This window comes from Clostridium sp. CM042 (assembly GCF_055080995.1).
Map to the genome: position 1 here is coordinate 1,008,647 of NZ_CM143646.1, position 20,613 is coordinate 1,029,259.

Here is a 20,613-nt window from a genome sequence, read left to right on the forward strand (position 1 = left end):
CTCAATTACTTACAGATGACACCTGTAAGTTATCTCCATCCTAATCTAAATATTAACTAATCTTAATACTTCAATAAATGACTTAACAGCGTCTTCATTTGTAGCCCATGATGTTACTAAACGGATTGCAGAATTATCCGCATCAATTTTTTATATTTTTAAGTTTCTGTATCTATTATATGCTGCCATTATTTCTTGCTTTCGCGCCATGGCTAAGTTTCCACTTCCACCTTTTAATTTATCCATGGATATTAACCCATTTTTCTCTATTTTACAAATTATATCATCAACCATACTTTCAAAACTTAATCCCTTATTCATAATATTTACCTCTGCCCATTTCATAATTGTGCCTATAGCATTTACTTGTTCACTATCAACTATTTGCTCTACAGCTCTTAAATCTATATCATCTCTGTTTATACATAATATATCGAGTCCTATTGTTTTTATTTTAACGCCTTTTTCTCCCTGCGCAATAGTTCCCTCTTTAACTACTCTGTTAAATGCGATATCTATTTTTAAATTTCTTTTCTTAATTCTTTTTGTAATATTACCAATACTTATCTTTTTAGCCTCTCTTGTGACGTCCTTGGCCTCATAATTATCCAATTGCACTACAGAATCTGCTATATCAAAGAAATCTCCGCTACTTCCTACTACCATTATTGTTGAAATACCTTTTTGGTTATATAAAGGTCCTACTATTTCAATAAACGGTGTGATTGGCTCCTTTTCTGTGCAAACTAATTTTTGCATTAAATCATCTCTCATCATGAAATTAGTAGCCGAAGTATCTTCATCTATTAAAAGTACCTTAGCACTGCTTTCTATCCCTTCAATGATACTCGCTGCTTGTGATGTACTACCGCTTGCATTCTCCGTGCAGAATTCTACAGTATCTTTCCCATTAGGTAAGTTACTTATAAATAGTGATATATCCGTTTTAGTGATGCATCTATTATCCTCTGCCCTTACTTTTAAAGCTGATTCATCTGTTATAACAAGCTCGCGACCATCACCTTCAATATGATTATAAACTCCAAGTTCTATTGCTTTTAATAATGTAGATTTACCATGATATCCTCCACCTACTATAAGCGTTATACCCTTTTTAATACCCATACCGCAAATTTTGCCACTACTCTTTGTGTTAAACTCTACTTCTAATTCCTTTGGTGAAACAAATACTTTGCCACCTCTTAATGCTTTTGTAGATATGCCGCTTTCTCTAGGCAGCATTGATCCATTAGCTACAAATGCGACTAGTCCTCTACTTTCCAGCGACCTTCTTATATGTTCTTGATCTTCTACTAGCATTACTCTGCTTATTAATTTTTCACTATTAATATTTTTATATATTAAAGTTTTCTCTACAATATTTGGTATAACATTATATAAAATTTTCTCAAGTTCTCTTGATAAAACACTTCGTCCCCTTGCTGGAAATCCAACATAAAATCTTGCTTCTATTTTATCCTCATCTATAATTATTGAAGTTCTGTTTAGTATCTCTTGTGGACATTTGCTTATAGCTATTAATCCGCTCTTCCCAGATCCAAAAACTTTTTGAGAGCACTTATTTATATTAAAATAAAATTCTCTTGTTAAGTAATCTGCTACTGCAATATTTTTGATTTTATTATCAAAAGTCTCCTTTGGAAATTCAGCAACCTTCTGATTTACTATTACCCTAACTCTTGATGGTGATGCAAAAGGATCGCCTTGAACATGATCTATACAAAGCGCAAAATCCCCAAAATCATACTCTCCCTCTAACTCCTTGTACAACCTATAACTTTTCCCATCAATTCTAGCTAGTTCTTTTTTTAACATTTCTGAACTTTTCATTTAACTCTCCCCTTATTCTTTTGATATAATAGCATACATATTAGCATCACAATTAACACTACCTTTTCTTATTCCATAAGTTTATGGAGTAGGTATTCTTCCTATTTATTTGATGTGTTAATAAAGGAACCCCAATGAGGTCCCTTTATTCCATATTTTATGAATATTATTCACTTATGAAACGTTCAAACCCATAAGCATATTTTGTAATGAATAATATTTTTATGTTAATTTAATTTTAATATGGCTTTCAGCCTTTTTTCCTGTAATTTCAATCTTTACATTTTCACTATCCTCATTTGAAACCGTTATAGTTTTATTCGTAGTTCCATTTTTTTCAAACAATATTTTTTTATCATTATAAATCTTGATTTTTACTTCACCCTTATCAACAGTAGAATCAATTTTCATAGTATAAGTAGATTTGGAAGATTTTATCTCTTTTAAATCCGTACCATCTAATATTTGAAATTTAATATCATACATATTATTTTTAGTGTTATCGGTCCAGTTTTTCGCTTCAGCATCCCAGTCCACGTTAGTTATCTTAAAGTCATTCTTTTGATTAAGTTAATTCTTCACCATAATCTACAATTATGAATTAACTTTACTGATTAATTATAACATAATTTCCTATTTATATAACATTTTATTGTATATTTTAGTATAATTGAATAAGGGCACAGTTATAAAATATTTTGATAAAGGAGGACGTAATTATGATTATTCTTTGGATAACGATACTTCTTTTTTTAATTATGGGTATTGCTCTTATCTACGGAAAAGGTAGTTGGATGGTTGCAGGTTACAATACTATGAGTAAAGAAGAAAAAGCGAATTGTGATATAAAGAAAGTTTGTCGTGCGGTAGGAATATTTCTATTAATTATTGCGTTTCTTATGGGCATTATGTCCTTTATTGCCCAATATGCTATTAAAAATGCTGTTAAAAATATTATTAGTTATGCAGCATGGGCTTTTTTTTCTGTAGTTGTTGTGGGTAGCATTATCTTGGTTATATATTGCCAAAAGTGTAATAAAAAATAAAAAAGTATATATTACTATTAATGCATTCACTTCTCTAAGAACTACTAATTTTATTTTTAATTAATCTGCTAAAAAACATAAATTCGCTGTGTCGCTCAAACATATGTTTTTCTTAACGCATCTTAATTAAAAATGAAATAAGAGGTTCTAAAGCTCGCTTCAATGCATTATACGTAATATATATTTTTTTTTGCGCATAAAAACATTTTAAGAATTCAAGGTTAGCCGCCAGACCATTTCGTTTCACGGTCGCGCAAGAGCTACATACAAATAAATTTTTGGGTCAGTGGCTTGAAATAATAAGCGCAGAAACACTAGAATTTCTTAATCAAATTTCACGTTTCAAACCCTTATTTTAAATCTCGTATTCTACTATTTCTTCTACAATATCTCTAAACTTTATAGTTCTATATTTAGTAAAATCAAGCCATTTATTTGCAAAAATATCGTTAATACCTTTTTCATAATCAGCGATATAATCCAATAAATCTTTATTAGAGCCTATATTAATACCAAAACCATTTTCATTAATAGTGACTACGTCCTCATAAGAATACTTATATATTGAGATAACATCCATTAACTTACCAGCTCTTATTTTAGCAACAATGCTAGCATTTAATGCTATTACATCGAAGCTTTCTTTAAAATCATAACTTTCTCCAAGGAAAGGTACATTATCGCAAATATTATATTGCGCAACCTTTGACAAGTTCTTTTTAACTTCCAATGTTTTAATATCATAATAATATTCATCAAAACAATTTATTGGAAGGCTTATTTCATCTTTAATAAAGCTAGTCACCGTTACTTCATCATGCTCAATAGCGCCTGAAATAATTCCACCACCACTTACATCATAACCATCCACTATTACAAATCTACCAGTGTTTTGGTTATCTGAAAATTTATCAAAACATATATTTTCCTTTGTTTTTATAGTAACTTCAGCTACATCATTAGTTTTTGCCTCAAGTGCATTTTCGTAAGTAGCTAAGGTAGTTGCATCTATAACTTTATTAAATGATACAATTTCACATTCCACTTCTTGAGTTACAAGCTTTATCTTATATTTCCTACCTTTTACAAAATTGTTTTTCCCCATCCAAAATATATTGGTCTTAAAAAGATTGGAAATAATAGGTGTATTTTTTTTATGGGAGATTATTTCTCCTCTTTTATTAAAAAATTCATCTTCAAAAGTAATACCTACAGACATACCTGCACTTACAGTTTTTACATTGTCTTTTTCTACAAAATATTCAATAGTCTTAACTTTTGTAGTTTTATTTTCTGGTGAAATAAGAATCTCATCTCCAATATTAAGTGTACCTGCCTCTACTCTTCCTGCAATTATTCTCCTATTGTCAAACTTGTATACGTCTTGTATAGGTAATCTTAGAGGTTTTGCTTCGAGGCCTGTTTCTTGGGTAAATAAATCTAATGCTTCAAGCACAGTTTCTCCCTTATACCAAGATAATTTATCGGATTTTGAAGTTAAATTTTCACCGTAAAATGCTGATATAGGAATATAACTCATAGGGTGTACATTTAGATTATTTAAAAAAGCATTCATTTCATTTTTTATAACATTAAACTTTTCCTGGCTATAACCAATAAGATCCATTTTATTAACTACAACGCACACCTGCTTAATCCCTAAAAGAGAAAGTATATAACCATGTCTTTTAGATTGTTCTTGAATTCCTTCTTCCGCATCAATTATTAAAAGTGCAGCTTCAGCGCTAGCTGCCCCTGTGATCATGTTTTTAAGAAATTCTACATGTCCTGGAGCATCTATAATTACATAATCCCGCATATCCGTATGAAATTGAAGAGAAGTTGTATCGATTGTTATCCCTTGTTTTTGTTCTTCTTCAAAAGCATCTAATAGATATGCATATTCAAATGGTTTACCTTTTTCTTTAGCAATTTTTTTAACTCTGTCTATTGCACCTTCTGGCAATGATTTTGTATCATAAAGCAATCTTCCAATTACTGTAGACTTGCCGTGATCTACGTGTCCTACCGTAACTATTCTTAATACTTCTCTTGTATTTTCCATTTGTAATAAACCCTCCCTTACATATACCCATCTTTACGAAGTTTTTGCATTGCGTAAGCATCCTCTTGATCTTGAGCTCTACCTGCGCGTTCACCTGTTGTAGTGTTTTTTAATTCTTCAATAATTTCATCAATAGTCGTAGCCGTAGAATCTATCTTACCAGTACACTCAGCGCAACCAAGACTTCTATATCTTTTGCCGTCTTTAGCAAAATACAAATCTATAATTGGTATTTTTTCTCTCTGTATATAAGCCCATATGTCAATTTCACTCCAATGAAGTATTGGATGAACTCTAATATGATTGCCCTTTGGAAAATCAGTTTTAAATTGGTCCCAAAGTTCTGGTGCTTGATTAGTATAATCCCATTCTGAATCCTTATTTCTTTCACTAAATACTCTTTCCTTTGACCGCGAACCTTCCTCATCACTTCTAATTCCTAGAATTAATCCATCAAATTCATACTTTGTAACCACCTGTTGAAGGCCATCTGTTTTTAGTGCCTTGCAGCAATTAAGTCTTCCACAATGTGGCCCCATACCATTCTTTATAGCTTCCTCATTTGTGTGTACTATAAGGTCAAGATTAAACTCTTTAGCAATTTTGTCTCTATATTCAATCATTGCAGGTATTTTATGTTTGGTATCTACATGAATAAAAGGGAAAGGACAATGTCCAAAAAAAGCCTTCTTAGCGAGCCACAACAGTACTGTTGAATCCTTTCCAATTGACCATAACATTCCAAGTCTACCTAATTTTTTATAGGATTCTCTTAATATAAAAATACTTTCTGCTTCTAATGTATCTAAATGATCCATAATTTTACCTCCCTAATATTTGTTAGCCTCTGTTTCATTTGTTGTAATAATGATTTCTTCACTATTTGGTTTAAATATGTGCCAATGGAGAAGATTTTTTTCTTTTTTTGTGTTTAAGTAAGTTCCTTTGCCTCCAATATCTGCTCCAAGATAATAATTTATAGCCGCAGCAGGGCATTCTTTAACGCATCCACAACATCCCCAACACTCCTGCGGATATTTTATAAAGGCTTTTGAGTCATTCTTTTTAAATATAAGATTTCCCGGGCAAACGTCCATACATTTTCCGCAACCCACACATTTTTGTGGATCTATTTTAATGCTCATAAACTTCATCTCGCTTTATTAAATTTCTAAAAACAACTTTGACCTTTCCATTTTTATATATTGTGTTGACATATTTAAGTAAACCATCATCTTTATGGGGATAATCTGCATTCTCTCCATAGCATTTCCAGCGGGTTTCTTTCCTTTTTAGAAGATGAACTATTAAAACTTTGCAAACATATAACCTATCTATGACTTCAAATATTTGCAAAAGCTCTCTCATATCCTTGGCCCTCAAATCCTTTGAAAGCACTAAAAGCTCATCTATTTTGCCACTCGCAATTCGCAATTTTGAAGAATTAAAAACATAGTTTTTAGATATACCACCTGCATATTCATCCATTACCTTTTGCATAGCCTCTTCAACGCCATTTATAGAAAACAAACTATCATTATCTTCAAGAAAAGTTTCTAAGAATTTAGCTTTAGAGAAAATTCTCTCTTCCTCTATTAACTTATTTTTCTTGTTTTTTATAAACTCCGTTGCGGCATCAGCTGCAATTTCACCTTCGACAAAACAACCAGTTACATATTTTTTAGGGCTTCCCCCTGCCACATCCCCAGCTGCATATAATCCTGGGATAGTAGTAGCCCGTTTTGTATCCACCCAATAACCGCTTACAGAGTGACCACCTACTATATAAGGTTCTGTACCTTCTATCTCCAAATTTTCTGTACTAGGCCCCAAGCCATCTTCAATCCATTTTAAAGTCTGTGCTGGAGCCATATTAAGATATGCCTTATAAAGTTCTACTTCTACTCCCTTTGAAATGCCCTTAGTTTTCAAATAACAAGGTCCTAAGCCTTTTTTATTTTCCTCTACAGTTGCAAATAATCGTGTAATAGTTAAAGGTCTACCATAGCTTTGTACATACTCCGTATCGTAGGCATTAATTTGCATAGCACCAATACCTTGAGCCACAGTGCCTGTAGGTGCTATGGTGTCCTTACATCTAAGCGCAATAAACCTCATTTCAAAAGATGTCATCTCAGCCCCTGCTCTTATTCCCATTGCATAACCTGCTCCGGTATTAAAAGGTGAATACCACATCTTATGTTTAGAAAATCCAGGATTATTAGGTTTATAAAGGCCTGAAGCTCCACCGGTGCTGCAAATAACTGCCTTTGCATATATAACATAAAAAATATTTTCTTCTATATGGAAGCCATAAGCACCTATAACAACTTCATCTTTAACAATGTAATCTATTATATTTACCTTGTTTAAAACCTTTATGTTTTTCTTTGAATTAACCTCATTTGCAAGAAGAGGTTTTATATTTTCCCCATTGATTTTAATACTTCTTTTTCCACGAGTAACATATTGACCCTGTGAATCCTTTAATATTGTAAGCCCTAGGCTTTCCATATTTTTTGTAACCTTATTTAAATTTTTCGCAATAGAATATACCAGATCTTCCCTTATTATTCCCTCTGCTTCCTTTTTAACATAATCTACGAAGTCGACCGGGGTATATCCTTTATTAATATAGGCATTGATTGCATTGACTCCTGCCGCTAGACATCCGCTTCTTTTTATATTAGCTTTGTCTACTACTATAATGCTTATGCCTTCTTGCTTAGTTAAAGTAAGTGCTGCATAACATCCAGCTGTGCCTCCACCAACAACTAATATATCTGCTACCAAAGTTTTCGTTTCTAGCTTCATCGTAACCTCCTAAACTATAGCTTTAAATAATCTAATATTTCATCTACACATTGATCTATATTTTGCTCTTTTGTATTTATAACAACTTCTGGATTTTCTGGTTTTTCGTAAGGTGATGATATTCCTGTAAATTCTTTAATTTCACCTAGTCTTGCCTTTTTATATAAATTTTTAGGATCTCTTTTCTCACATTCGCCAAGTGGACAGTCTACAAATATTTCAATGAAATCTTCACCAAGAGCGGCTCTTACCATTTCACGGTTTACTTTAAGTGGGGATATAAAACAAGCAATAGTTATTAGTCCTGCATCTACAAATAGCTTCCCAATTTCACTAACTCGCCGTATATTTTCATTTCTATCTTGCACAGAAAATCCAAGATCTGAATTTATGCCAAGGCGAATATTATCACCATCTAATAGATAAGTTGCCTTACCACCTTCATTTAATTTTATCTCTAAAGCGTTCGCCACTGTAGACTTACCAGAACCTGATAACCCAGTAAACCATAATAACTTAGATTTTTGTGTAAGTGTAGTTTCTCTATGCCTGCGACTTACAAACGTATCATGCCAGGTAAGATTTTCTGTACTCATTTACCTTCACCTCCATCAATTTTAAAAAACTAGGCCCTATCAAGACCCCAAATATGTCTCATATTTTTCTCTAATCTTGAAAAAACAAGTTTATCAACTAATAACCCAAGAATTATTATTACTATCATTACCGCTACAACTTGGCTAATGTCTGCTAAATCTCTTCCTACCATTAGTACTTGACCGAGCCCCTTTGTAGACGAAAGCATTTCCCCCGCCATTAGAGCCCTCCATGCAAAGGACCATCCCTGTTTTAATCCACTAACTATATCCGGCAACGCTGCCGGCAGGATTACCTGAGTATAGATCTTACTACCCTTAGCTCCCATCGTTCTTGCAGCTCTTATATATAAGGGATTAACATTTTTTATTGCATACTTAACTGATATAGCCACCGCAAATGCGGAACCAATTGCAATTACAAAAATAATCGAACTCTCACTAAGTCCAAACCATAAAATTGCAAATGGCAACCAGCAAATACTCGGTAATGTCTGAAGGCCTAAAATTAATGGGCCTAGGTTCTCTCCTAAATATTTAAATTTAGCAATTGTGAGCCCAAGAGTAACTCCTATTACTACTGAAATAAAGTATCCCACTAGTATTCTCTTTAAACTTGCAACAATGGCTATCCCTATTGTGTTATCTTTTATTAGAACTGCCAAAGTCCCAAAAACATCTATAGGTGATGGAAAAGTAAAAGGCCTCCAAATTCTTAGAATATCAACTCCTAGTTTATAAATCCCCTCCCATATTAGTATTAGAAGAATATAGAACAGAATTTTCTTCAATATTCCAATCACCATCGTATTCTGCTTTTGCAACCTTCTCCACCTCCTCTTTTAATGCTTTCATTATTTTAGATGTGTAATAAGCAATATCACAACTTTCCATCTGTCTAGGCCTTGCAAGCTCTATAATAAATTCCTGCTTTATTCTACCTGGATTTGCTGCCATCACTACAACTCTATTGGCCAAATAAACTGCCTCTTCTGCGTTGTGAGTAATAAAAATGATGGTTTTTTTGGTATTTACCCAAATCCGTTGCAATTCTTGTTGTAACATCATTTTAGTCTGACTATCAAGAGCCGCAAAAGGTTCATCCATTAAAAGTATTTCGCAGTCAAGAGATAGTGCGCGAGCGAGTGCTACTCTCTGCTTCATTCCCCCTGATAGCTCATAAACGTAGGAATTCTGGAACTTTGAAAGATGAACCATTTTCAAATAATGTAGTGCCTTCTCGTATCTAACTTCCTTAGTCACACCTGCCATTTTCATTCCAAACTCTACGTTATCAATTACCTTAAGCCATGGAAATAATGCGGCTTCCTGAAACATCACTGTCCTATCTGGTCCCGGCCCAGCTATCTCATTACCATTAAGTATAACCACGCCCTTAGTGGCCTTTTCAAGTCCTGCCAAAATATTTAGTAGTGTAGATTTCCCGCAACCAGACGGTCCTAGTATACATACGAAGTCGCCCTTTTTTATCTCTAAATTAAAATTTTCAAGTGTGCTTGTTTTTTTATGTTTTGAAACAAATTCTTTGCTTACGCCCTTAACAATAAGACTCAAATTTATCACCTCTTTTATTTGATTTGATCTTGCCCTTTTTCTTTTAAAACTTTATTCAAAATACTAAGATTAAACAACTCCTTAGTATCTGGTTCTAATTTTAAGAAGCCTGAATGGAGTGAATATTTAACAAAATCAATTACTGAGTCTTTTTCCGGATTATTTGTAATTGTTAATCTCTTAAAAGCAGCATCTAAAACATCATTTGGTATTCCTTTTTTAGTTAATTCAGTAATTTGTTTATTTACTATTTTCTTAGCCTTATCTGGATTTTTATTAATATAATCAGTTACTTCTACATGATTTCTTATAAAATTTTCAACAATTTGTGGATGCTGCTTTAAAAATTCAGTTCTAACAACTACTACAGCAGTAGTATATTTTCCTTTTCTAAATATATCTTTATAATCTAAAATAATATTTGCTTTCGCCTCTTTAATAAATCTTGAACCCCATGGTTCTGGCACTAAGGCTGCATCTATATCCCCTTTTTGCATCAGAGATAAAATATCCGCATTTGCTGCTTGCCTTACTTCCACGGTTCCACCCTTTGTTGTGTCTTTAAGCCCATTCACAGATAATATATTTCGAAGTATTAAATCTTGTGTATTACCAAACTGTGGAACTGCGATTTTCTTGCCACTTAAATCTTTTAGATTCTTAATAACTGTTCCTTTTTTAGATATAAATATTGCTCCTGCGTCAGTTGCCCCTGCAATAATCTGAATGTCGCCTTTGGATTTTGCATATCCATTAATAGCTGGACCAGGTCCTATATATGCTATATCAATATCTTCTGCAAAAAGTGCTTCTATTTCTGCTGGCCCTGCATTAAATAATTTCCAATCTATCTTGTTTTTTTCACCGACGGCCTTTTGAAAACTTTCCTGTGCGCGCCCTACAAGAGCTTGTGAATGAGTTATGTTTGGAAAATATCCAACTCTAACATTAACATTATCATTTTCTACTTTTTTAGATGAGCATCCTGCTAATCCCCCGAGTATTAAAATACCTACGAATAATACCATTGAAAATTTAAAACTCTTTGAATTTTTCATTTTAACTCTCCTTTTTAAGTCGTCAATTCATCTTCTTCGAAGATGTGTAGCACCGCAGGTGATTATTTAATGATAATATTTTTTTGAATATCACCTAAATCATCCTCCCAACTTACATTTTATATAAGTATATATTCCATTCCTTATAATGTCAATAGGATTACTATGTTTTATTAAAAAGTCTCCCACTTCTTTAAGTGGAGGGAGACAAATTAGATACATATTATAACAAAGAAGATACATACTATAACAAATAGAAAACTTCAGTAGGAATGGAAATCTCCTTCTGAAGTTGTTAATACATCTTCTTCGAAGCTGTGCAGGTGATAATTTAATTGCTATCAAAGTTTTTGTACAATACATAGTTTTAATAACTATATATTGCATCGTTTATACTCATGTGATATATTATTTATATATATAAATCAATTAGCTGAATCAATTTATAATTTAATTTCATGGAGGTATATTATGGAAATAAAAGATAGTTATATTTTTATAGCATTTGGTGATTCTATTACAAAGGGAATCATTTATGATGATGAAAGATCTAAATACGCAACTTTAAAAGAAAACTTTACTAGCATCATTGAAAATAAAATAAAAGGACCAGTATACAATGCTGGTAAATTTGGTAGTACTATTATGAGAGGCGCACGTAAGATGTATAATGATGTCATCAAAAAATCTCCTGATGTAGTTTTAATAGAATTTGGTGGAAATGACTGTGACTATAACTGGAATGATATCGCTAAAAATCCTGATATGGAATACAGCCCAAATACTGATATTTTTACTTTTCGTGAAACACTACTTACAATGATAGACACATTGAAAACTAATCACATATTCCCTATACTTATGACGCTGCCACCACTAGACCCTTTAAAATATTTTAAATGGATAACAAAAGAAGATTCTACCTCTGAAAAAAATATCTTACAGTGGTTAGGCACAAAGGATAGACTTTTTAACTGGCATAATTCATATAGTAAAATGATCACCGAGGTGGCCGATGAAACTAGCACTGTGCTGATAGATGTACGCGCAGAGTTTTTAAAATACAGCAACTACAGTCAATTTTTATGCAAAGATGGGATACATCCAAATATCGAAGGTCAATCATTAATAGCAAATGTTATATTAAAATTTTTAAAAGAAAACTACAATTTTCTATTACAACATTAAAATCGTCGAAACTCTCACAATAGCATACCTTAAAGCATACAATTCCTTAGCAACAAAAATTGGAAATTAACTTTCAATTTTTGTTGCTTTTGTTATTTTTTGAATACAATTTATTAAGTATAATTTGTTAAATATGATTTTTTTTAAAATGGAACTTGCATATTCATAAAATCATGGTACAATTTATATAATTCATTTATAAAATAAAAAGGGGGTAATATTGTGAATAATAGCATTGGTTATCCTGAACAGCAAGGATTGTACGATCCTGCTTTTGAAAAAGATAATTGTGGCGTTGGCTTTGTAGCGAATATCAGAGGTGAGAAAACCAACGGTATTATAAAAAAAGGACTAAAGGTTCTTGTGAATTTAACACATAGAGGTGCAGTGGGCGCAGATCCTAAAACTGGAGATGGTGCAGGTATCCTGTTACAAATTCCTGATGAATTTTTTAGGATTAGCTGTGACAACCTAGGCCTGGAATTACCAATGATAGGAAAATACGCCGTAGGAATGATATTTCTACCAAAGGAACCGGCCTTAAGATTTCAATGCGAAGGAATATTTGAAAGAATTGCAGAAGAAGAAGGACAAAAAATATTAGGTTGGAGATCCGTTCCTATAGATAATAGAAACATTGGAGACACGGCCAAAGGAACAGAACCAATAATTAGACAGATTTTTTTAGGATCAAATTTAAAAGATGAGGCTCTAACAGACGAGCAGCTTCAAGAAGAATTTGAAAGAAGACTTTATATTATAAGAAAAAGAGCAGAAAGAGAAGTAATCAAATTGGTTAATAGAAGCACAGAATATTTCTATATCTGCAGTCTTTCTAGCAGAACAATTGTTTACAAGGGACTTTTACTTGCCGACCAAATAAAAGGATTTTACATTGATTTACAGGATATAAATTTTAAGAGTGCGCTTTGCCTTGTTCATCAAAGATATAGTACAAACACCTTTCCAACTTGGGATTTAGCACAGCCCTTTAGATATTTGGCCCATAATGGCGAAATAAATACAATTAGAGGAAATAGAAACTGGATGAATGCTCGCGAAGGAGTTTTAAAGTCTAATGTATTCGGAAAAAACTTAAAGAAATTATTTCCAATTATTAACCCTAATGGTAGCGATTCAGCTTCCCTGGATAATATGTTAGAACTTTTAAAAATGGATGGAAGATCTCTACCTCATAGCATAATGATGTTGATTCCTGAAGTTTGGATGTCAAATAATGATATGGAAGATTATAAAAAATCTTTTTATGAGTACCATGGTTCGTTAATTGAACCTTGGGACGGTCCTGCTGTTGTTGCATTTACAGATGGTATTCGAATAGGTGCAACACTTGATAGAAATGGACTTCGGCCCGCAAGATATGTAATAACAAAGGATGGCTTTGCTGTTCTTGCATCTGAAGCTGGAGTACTTAAGTTTAAACCAGAAAATATTGAAGAAAAAGGCAAACTTCAACCAGGAAAAATGTTTTTAATTGATACAAATGAAGGTAGAATAATTAAAGATGAAGAAGTAAAAAAAACAGTTTGCACAAACAAGCCTTATGGTGAAATGATTTTAAAAAACAAACTTTACCTAAAAGATTTTGATGCTGTAATTGATGACGTTAAAATAGATAAAGATATTTTAAAGGAAAGGCAACAAGCCTTTGGCTATTCACTAGAAGATTTAAGGATTATACTATCTCCTATGGCAAGAGATGGTAAAGAACCAATTGGTTCTATGGGAAATGATACACCACTTGCTGTATTATCTAATAGGCCTCAGCTCTTATTTGCTTATTTCAAGCAACTTTTTGCTCAGGTTACCAATCCACCAATAGATTCAATTAGAGAAAAAATGGTAATGTCACTTATGAACTATGTAGGATCTCAATATAATGTTTTAAATCAAGATCTTAATGATAATCCATTTATAGAAATAAATAGACCTATCTTAACTAATTTAGAAGTAGCTAAGATTAAAAACTTAAAAGATAATGCTTTTAAAACTACAACAATTCCCATAACTTTTAAAGCGGACACTGGAATTGAAGGTTTTAAAGATGCCCTTGATAAACTTTGCGAAAGAGCATCTGCAAGAATTGAAGAAGGCTATAATATTATCGTTCTTAGTGATAAATCAGTAGATTCTTATGATGCTGCAATCCCAAGCTTACTTGCATTATCTGCTGTTCAGCAGCACTTAACTCGTGAAAAGACCAGAACTTCTGTTTCTATTATAGTCGAAACAGGAGAAGCAAGAGAAACAATGCATTTTGCCTTATTAATTGGCTATGGTGCAACAGGTGTTAATCCATATCTTGCATTTAAGTCCATTGATAATATTATAAATGAGGGCGATATTGAAAATGTTTCTATAGAAAAAGCCCATGAAAACTATATACATGCAATATCACAAGGACTTCTGAAAATATTATCAAAAATGGGAATTTCAACTATACAGAGTTATCACGGAGCACAAATTTTTGATGCAGTTGGCTTAAGTTCTGATTTACTCAAAAAATATTTTGGTGGAACTCCTTCTAGAATTGGCGGAATCGGTGTAGATACCGTAGCAAGGGAAGTATTAATTAGACATAAAAATGCTTTCAACAAGTTAAGAAAACCTATAGCTGAACTTGATGTAGGAGGATCATATTCTTGGAGAAAAGGTGGAGAATACCACTTATTTAACCCGGATACAATCTTTAAACTTCAAGTTGCTACAAAATCAAATGATTATAATTTATATAAAGAATATGCGAAAGTGATAAATGAGCAGGACAAGAACTTATGTACAATTAGAGGTTTATTTGAACTTAATTATGGAAACGGAATTCCAATAGAAAGTGTTGAACCAGTTAGTGAAATTGTAAAAAGATTTTGCTCAGGTGCAATGTCATTTGGGTCCATCAGCAAGGAAGCCCATGAAACTATGGCTATTGCTATGAATAGGCTCGGTGGAAAGAGTAACACTGGTGAAGGCGGAGAGGATGCTGAAAGATTCAAAGTTGATGAAAATGGTGATTTAAGAAGAAGTGCAATTAAACAGATAGCTTCTGGTAGATTTGGTGTAACTGCTGAATATCTTGTAAATGCAGATGAATTGCAAATAAAAATAGCTCAAGGAGCAAAACCTGGTGAAGGCGGCCAACTACCCGGCAAAAAAGTTGATGCAAATATAGCTAGGCTAAGGCATTCAACCCCTGGGATTGATTTAATATCCCCACCACCTCATCACGATATATATTCTATTGAAGATTTAGCTCAGCTTATTTATGATCTAAAGAGTGTAAACCCTGGGGCCCGGATAAGTACAAAATTGGTTTCAGAATTGGGTGTTGGTACCATAGCCGCTGGAGTTGTTAAAGCACATTCAGATGCTATAGTAATAAGTGGTCATGATGGAGGAACAGGTGCTTCCCCACTTTCTTCAATAAAACATGCGGGGTTACCTTGGGAGCTTGGACTTGCTGAAACCCAACAGGTATTGCTTTTAAATAATTTAAGAAGCAGAGTAACAGTTCAAACTGATGGTCAGCTTAAAACAGGCCGTGATGTTGTTATCGCAGCACTTCTTGGAGCAGAAGAATTTGGATTTGCAACTACAGCTCTTGTAGTACTCGGTTGTACTATGCTAAGAAATTGTCATTTGAATACTTGTGATATGGGCATCGCAACGCAAGATCCAGAACTTCGTAAGAATTTCAAGGGAAAACCTGAATACGTGGTAAATTTCTTTACATTTATTGCCAAGGAAATAAGAGAGCATATGGCGAGACTTGGTTTTAGAACTATGAATGAAATGATAGGTAGAGTAGATAAAATTAATCAGAAAAAGGCTATAGACCACTGGAAAGCAAAGGAACTAGATTTATCAAATATTCTATATAAACCTGATATGCCCAAAAGAATTAAGCGTTACTGTGTAATATCTCAAGATCACGGATTAGATAATTCTTTAGATTTCAAGCTTATTGAAATGGCAAAAACATCCCTAGAAAATGGAATGAAAAGCATCTCTAATTTAGAAATTGAAAATGTTAATCGTTCTGTTGGTGCAATGTTAAGTGGAAGAATTGCTATGAAATATGGTGCTGCTGGATTACCAGACGATACAATAACATTAAATTTTGTTGGAGCAGCAGGTCAAAGTTTTGGAGCCTTTGGTGCTAATGGATTAACATTAAGATTAGTAGGAGATGCAAATGACTATGTTGGCAAGGGCTTATCGGGTGCTAAAATAATTGTAAAGACACCAGAAAATTGCAGTTTTATTCAAGATGAAAACTTCATCGCAGGTAATACAATTCTTTATGGAGCAACTTCTGGTAAGTTATTTATAAATGGACTAGTAGGCGAACGCTTCGCAGTAAGAAATTCAGGAGCCCAAGCTGTAGTTGAAGGAATTGGAGACCACGGTTGTGAGTATATGACAGGTGGAATTGTAGTTATTATAGGGAAAACAGGCAGAAACTTTGCAGCTGGAATGAGCGGTGGTATAGCATACGTTATCGACGAAGATGAAACCTTAAAATCAAAATGTAATATGGAAATGATTGAAGTAGAATTAATAACTTCAGAACCAGATTTATTACAACTCCATTCAATAATAAAAGAACATTTTGAAGCGACTAACAGCCATAAAGCAAGTAAAATTCTAAATAGCTGGAATGAATACAAATTAAAGTTCAAAAGAGTAATACCAACCGCTTACAAAGCAATATTAGAAGGTAAATAGAAGCTATAGAACTGTCTCTCTTTTGGGACGGTTCTCAGTTTTCAATTTTTGGAGGTGTTAAATTTGGGGAAATTGCATGGTTTCAAAGAATTCAAAAGAGAAACTGCAAATAAACGTCCTATAAAGGATAGAATTAAGGACTCTAAAGAATTATTTATAAAATTTCCAGTGGAAAAATTACGTCAGCAAGGTGCAAGGTGCATGGAATGTGGTGTTCCTTTTTGTAACTGGAGTTGCCCTCTAGGAAACTTAATTCCAGATTGGAATGACATGGTATATAAAGAAAAATGGGAAAAAGCATATAACAGGTTAACTCTTACAAATAATTTCCCAGAGTTTACTGGCAGGATTTGTCCCGCCCCTTGTGAAGGTTCATGCACGTTAGGAGTTAATGGAGATCCTGTTGCAATAAAGGAAATAGAATTAAATATTATAGAAAAAGCATTTTCACAAGGATGGACAAAAGCTTTAGAGCCTAGAGTACGGACTGGTAAAAAGGTTGCTATAGTTGGCTCAGGTCCATCTGGCCTTGCGGCGGCAGCTGAACTTAATTCAGTAGGCCATAATGTAACTGTTTTTGAAAGGGACGATGAAATAGGTGGACTTTTGAGATATGGCATACCAGATTTCAAATTGGATAAAAGCATAGTTCAAAGAAGAGTGAATTTTATGAAGGAGACAGGTGTTAACTTTGAGACTAATGTAAATGTCGGAGTTGATTATTCTGTAGACACTCTTTTATCTGAATTTGATGCAGTTGCTTTAACTGGTGGAAGTACAATTCCTAGAGATTTATCAGTTGAAGGCAGAGAATTAAAAGGCGTACATTTTGCTATGGATTATCTAAAACAACAAAATAGAAGAGTTTCAGGTAAAACAATAGAATCTAGTGAAATAAATGCTAAAGGCAAAGTCGTACTAGTTTTAGGAGGCGGAGATACTGGCTCGGATTGTATTGGAACTGCAATAAGACAAGGAGCTAAGAGCGTATATCAATATGAAATTATGCCAAAGCCCCCTGTAGATAGAGACGATACAATGCCATGGCCTTCATATCCTAGAACACTAAAGACTACTACTTCTCATGAAGAAGGCTGTAATCGCGATTGGAATATTACTACAAGAAAATTCACTGGTGAAGATGGCAAAGTTACTACACTCCATGCATCGAAAGTTGAGTGGACACGTAATGAAAAAGGCATGCAACAAATGAGTGAAATACCAGGGTCAGAATTTGAGCTCAAAGTTGACTTGGTTATTTTAGCTATGGGTTTCTTGCGTCCGCAACATGAAGGTATGCTTACAGACTTAGCTTTAGACTTTGACAATCGCGGAAATGTCATTGTAGATGATAATTATATGACTAAAATAAAAGGTGTTTTTGCAGCTGGAGATATGAAAAAGGGCCAATCATTAGTTGTTTGGGCAATATATGAAGGTCGCGCAGTTACTAAAAATATTGACAAGTATTTAATGGGGGAAACTTCATTAAGGGGATAATAAAAAAGAAAAAGCAGAAGGTTTAACACAGCCTTCTGCTTATCTTTTACATTTTGCAACCTTTAAGAGAATCCCCAAAATCTTGAGTCTCCCTTAATTCAGATTATATGAAAACTCCGAATTAACTCCCTGATAATAAGCTAAGTTTATTTTCATTACCTAACTTTCTTTAAAACTAGCACAGTTCTACTAGGTGAATACACTATAATCCCAGGTTTATTTTCCTTATTTAATAATGTTTCCGCGCTGTATATATAATCTGTTGCAATTCTGTGCTGACCACCAAATATTGTCTCATCACTGTTAAATATAATCTTATATTCACCCATTTCGCCAGTAGGAAGTTCATATTCTGAGAAAGAAGCCGATGGATTAAAATTAAATAAAAATACCAGCCCACCTTTTCTAAAAGCAATCATATTGTGCTTCTCATCAGTCCAAAGATTTTGTAGGTCTGTTGCACTTAAAACATTATATGTTTTTAATAAATCCAACATTTCTTTATCAAAATTTGACAAGTATTCATACTTAAGATCTTTATTTTCCATTAGACTCCATTGTCTTCTCGCATAATTATAACTCCAATTATTACCTTCTCTTGGAAAGTCAATCCATTCCGGGTGACCAAATTCATTTCCCATAAAATTTAAATAGCCTTCGCCGCCTAAAGTTATAGTAATAAATCTAATAAGTTTATGAAGTTCTACTGCTCTATTTATTATTAAATTGTCATCACTTTTTAGCATGTGAGTATACATTTCCTTTCCGCCTAAACGGAACATTAAGGTCTTGTCACCTACAAGGGCCTGATCATGTGATTCAGAATACCCTATATTCTTTTCCTTAGGCCGCCTACCAGTTAACTCGTGCCACAGCTGATACATACTCCATTTTTCATCTGGTAGCTCTTTTAACAATTTCACCCAAAGATCAGGCACTCCCATAGACAAACGATAATCAAAGCCAATGCCACCAAAATCAACAGGCAGACACATTCCAGGCATTCCGCTCATATCCTCTGCAATAGTTACTGCATTAGGTTTTACTTGTCTTACTAAATCATTAGCAAACTGAAGATAAGTAATTGCTTCTATATCCGTATCCATACTAAAGTATTTGCTGTAATCCGAGAATACTACTCCAAGTCCTTGGTGATGATATAACATCGATGACACACCATCAAATCGATAACCATCAAAATGGTATTCCTCTAGCCAAAACTTAATGTTGGACAAAAGGAAATGAAGAACTTCTGGTTTTCCATAATTAAAAAGTTTTGTACCCCACGCTGGATGATTCCCCTTAACCCCAGCATGGAAGAATTGATAATCAGTTCCGTCAAACTCATTAATCCCCTCAGCTATATTCTTACTTGAATGAGAGTGTACTAAATCAAGTAATACCGCAATACCCATAAGGTGAGCAGCATTAACCAACATTTTAAGCTCTTCAGGGGTTCCAAACCAAGATGAAACGGCGAAAAAATTAGATACTTGATAACCAAAAGAGGCATAATAAGGATGTTGCATTACCGCCATAAGCTGCACAGTATTATAACCGGCAGCCTTTATCCTTGGAAGAATATTTTCTCTAAACTCGTTAAAAGTACCCATTCCTTCTTTTTCCTGGGCCATACCTACATGAGCCTCATATATAAACAATGGCAATGCGCTATCAACATGAAATTCACTATCCTGCCACTTAAATTCAAAATCTGGTTGCCATATTTGTCCTACAAAACCGTGAGTAATAGGATTCTGAATGGTCCTCTTAATATAAAGAGGTATTCTATCTCTTGATTCACCTTTAGCCACTACTCTTACCTTAACATATGACAAATGTTTTAGGGCTTGTACTCCTGGTAAAAAAATTTCCCAATTTCCATTTTCTTTTTTTTGTAATGGGTGTGTATGCGGATTCCAATAATTAAAATCGCCAATTAAATAAAGAGCATCCGCCCCAGGAGCCCATTCTCTATAAAACCATCCATCTGGTGTTAAATGAAATCCGTAAAATAAGTCACCACTCGCAAAAGACTCCAAGCTTTTATTATTACCAAGTAATTCTTTTTTACAAGATGTATAACGTTCCACTCTAAGCCTAATATCACTTTCAAACGGCTTGAGATATGGATCAATCTCTATTATTTTGATGTTTTTATTTTTATAAACCTCCAT

The 20,613-nt window shown here is 33.5% G+C and carries 15 protein-coding genes; 4 read left to right on the forward strand and 11 right to left on the reverse strand.

What is annotated here, in order from left to right:
• Positions 1–150: 150 nt before the first annotated feature.
• Entirely contained in the window at positions 151–1,851 is a 1,701-nt protein-coding gene (locus ACWJJ7_RS04765) for an ABC-ATPase domain-containing protein (RefSeq protein ID WP_462964168.1), read from the reverse strand.
• A 222-nt stretch (positions 1,852–2,073) separates the two neighbouring features.
• Complete coding sequence (locus ACWJJ7_RS04770) at positions 2,074–2,388, reverse strand: hypothetical protein (protein WP_462964169.1); 315 nt, start codon at positions 2,386–2,388, stop codon at positions 2,074–2,076.
• A gap of 182 nt (positions 2,389–2,570) precedes the next feature.
• Here ACWJJ7_RS04770 and ACWJJ7_RS04775 point away from each other — a divergent pair, with 182 nt between their 5' ends.
• Positions 2,571–2,897, forward strand: coding sequence for a DUF3784 domain-containing protein (locus ACWJJ7_RS04775; protein ID WP_462964170.1), 327 nt, complete (start codon positions 2,571–2,573; stop codon positions 2,895–2,897).
• A gap of 355 nt (positions 2,898–3,252) precedes the next feature.
• Here ACWJJ7_RS04775 and ACWJJ7_RS04780 read toward each other — a convergent pair whose 3' ends face one another.
• From ACWJJ7_RS04780 to ACWJJ7_RS04815, 8 genes are read right to left on the reverse strand one after another with little or no spacing between them, the layout of a single operon-like run.
• Positions 3,253–4,962 (reverse strand): sulfate adenylyltransferase subunit 1, encoded by a 1,710-nt coding sequence (locus ACWJJ7_RS04780; protein ID WP_462964171.1) that lies wholly within the window; start codon positions 4,960–4,962, stop codon positions 3,253–3,255.
• Between the two features lie 17 nt (positions 4,963–4,979).
• Entirely contained in the window at positions 4,980–5,780 is an 801-nt protein-coding gene (gene cysD / locus ACWJJ7_RS04785; protein ID WP_462964172.1) for a sulfate adenylyltransferase subunit CysD, read from the reverse strand.
• Between the two features lie 12 nt (positions 5,781–5,792).
• Positions 5,793–6,107, reverse strand: coding sequence for a 4Fe-4S dicluster domain-containing protein (locus ACWJJ7_RS04790; protein WP_462964173.1), 315 nt, complete (start codon positions 6,105–6,107; stop codon positions 5,793–5,795).
• Positions 6,097–7,776: an adenylyl-sulfate reductase subunit alpha gene (locus ACWJJ7_RS04795; protein WP_462964174.1), complete on the reverse strand. Its 1,680-nt coding sequence runs from the start codon at positions 7,774–7,776 to the stop codon at positions 6,097–6,099. Before ACWJJ7_RS04795 ends, ACWJJ7_RS04790 begins: the two co-directional genes overlap by 11 nt.
• Before the next feature lie 14 nt (positions 7,777–7,790).
• Positions 7,791–8,372 carry an adenylyl-sulfate kinase gene (cysC, locus tag ACWJJ7_RS04800; protein WP_462964175.1) on the reverse strand — a complete coding sequence of 194 codons (582 nt, stop codon included), beginning with the start codon at positions 8,370–8,372 and terminating at the stop codon, positions 7,791–7,793.
• A 29-nt stretch (positions 8,373–8,401) separates the two neighbouring features.
• Positions 8,402–9,178 carry an ABC transporter permease gene (locus ACWJJ7_RS04805; RefSeq protein ID WP_462964942.1) on the reverse strand — a complete coding sequence of 259 codons (777 nt, stop codon included), beginning with the start codon at positions 9,176–9,178 and terminating at the stop codon, positions 8,402–8,404.
• Complete coding sequence (locus tag ACWJJ7_RS04810; protein WP_462964176.1) at positions 9,108–9,947, reverse strand: ABC transporter ATP-binding protein; 840 nt, start codon at positions 9,945–9,947, stop codon at positions 9,108–9,110. Before ACWJJ7_RS04810 ends, ACWJJ7_RS04805 begins: the two co-directional genes overlap by 71 nt.
• 14 nt (positions 9,948–9,961) lie before the next feature.
• On the reverse strand, positions 9,962–11,005 hold the full coding sequence (locus tag ACWJJ7_RS04815) for an aliphatic sulfonate ABC transporter substrate-binding protein (protein WP_462964177.1): 1,044 nt from the start codon (positions 11,003–11,005) through the stop codon (positions 9,962–9,964).
• A gap of 471 nt (positions 11,006–11,476) precedes the next feature.
• Between ACWJJ7_RS04815 and ACWJJ7_RS04820 the strand changes: the two genes are divergently transcribed.
• The 3 genes from ACWJJ7_RS04820 (at position 11,477) to ACWJJ7_RS04830 (ending at position 18,436) form a co-directional block, all read left to right on the forward strand.
• Positions 11,477–12,193 (forward strand): SGNH/GDSL hydrolase family protein, encoded by a 717-nt coding sequence (locus tag ACWJJ7_RS04820; protein ID WP_462964178.1) that lies wholly within the window; start codon positions 11,477–11,479, stop codon positions 12,191–12,193.
• A 222-nt stretch (positions 12,194–12,415) separates the two neighbouring features.
• Positions 12,416–16,936 (forward strand): glutamate synthase large subunit, encoded by a 4,521-nt coding sequence (gene gltB, locus ACWJJ7_RS04825; RefSeq protein ID WP_462964179.1) that lies wholly within the window; start codon positions 12,416–12,418, stop codon positions 16,934–16,936.
• Positions 16,937–16,999: 63 nt separating this feature from the next.
• Positions 17,000–18,436 carry a glutamate synthase subunit beta gene (locus ACWJJ7_RS04830; protein WP_462964180.1) on the forward strand — a complete coding sequence of 479 codons (1,437 nt, stop codon included), beginning with the start codon at positions 17,000–17,002 and terminating at the stop codon, positions 18,434–18,436.
• A gap of 155 nt (positions 18,437–18,591) precedes the next feature.
• Here the strand turns inward: ACWJJ7_RS04830 and ACWJJ7_RS04835 are convergent, their stop codons facing one another.
• A complete protein-coding gene (locus ACWJJ7_RS04835; protein ID WP_462964181.1) occupies positions 18,592–20,613 on the reverse strand; it encodes an alpha-amylase family glycosyl hydrolase in 2,022 nt (673 codons plus the stop codon).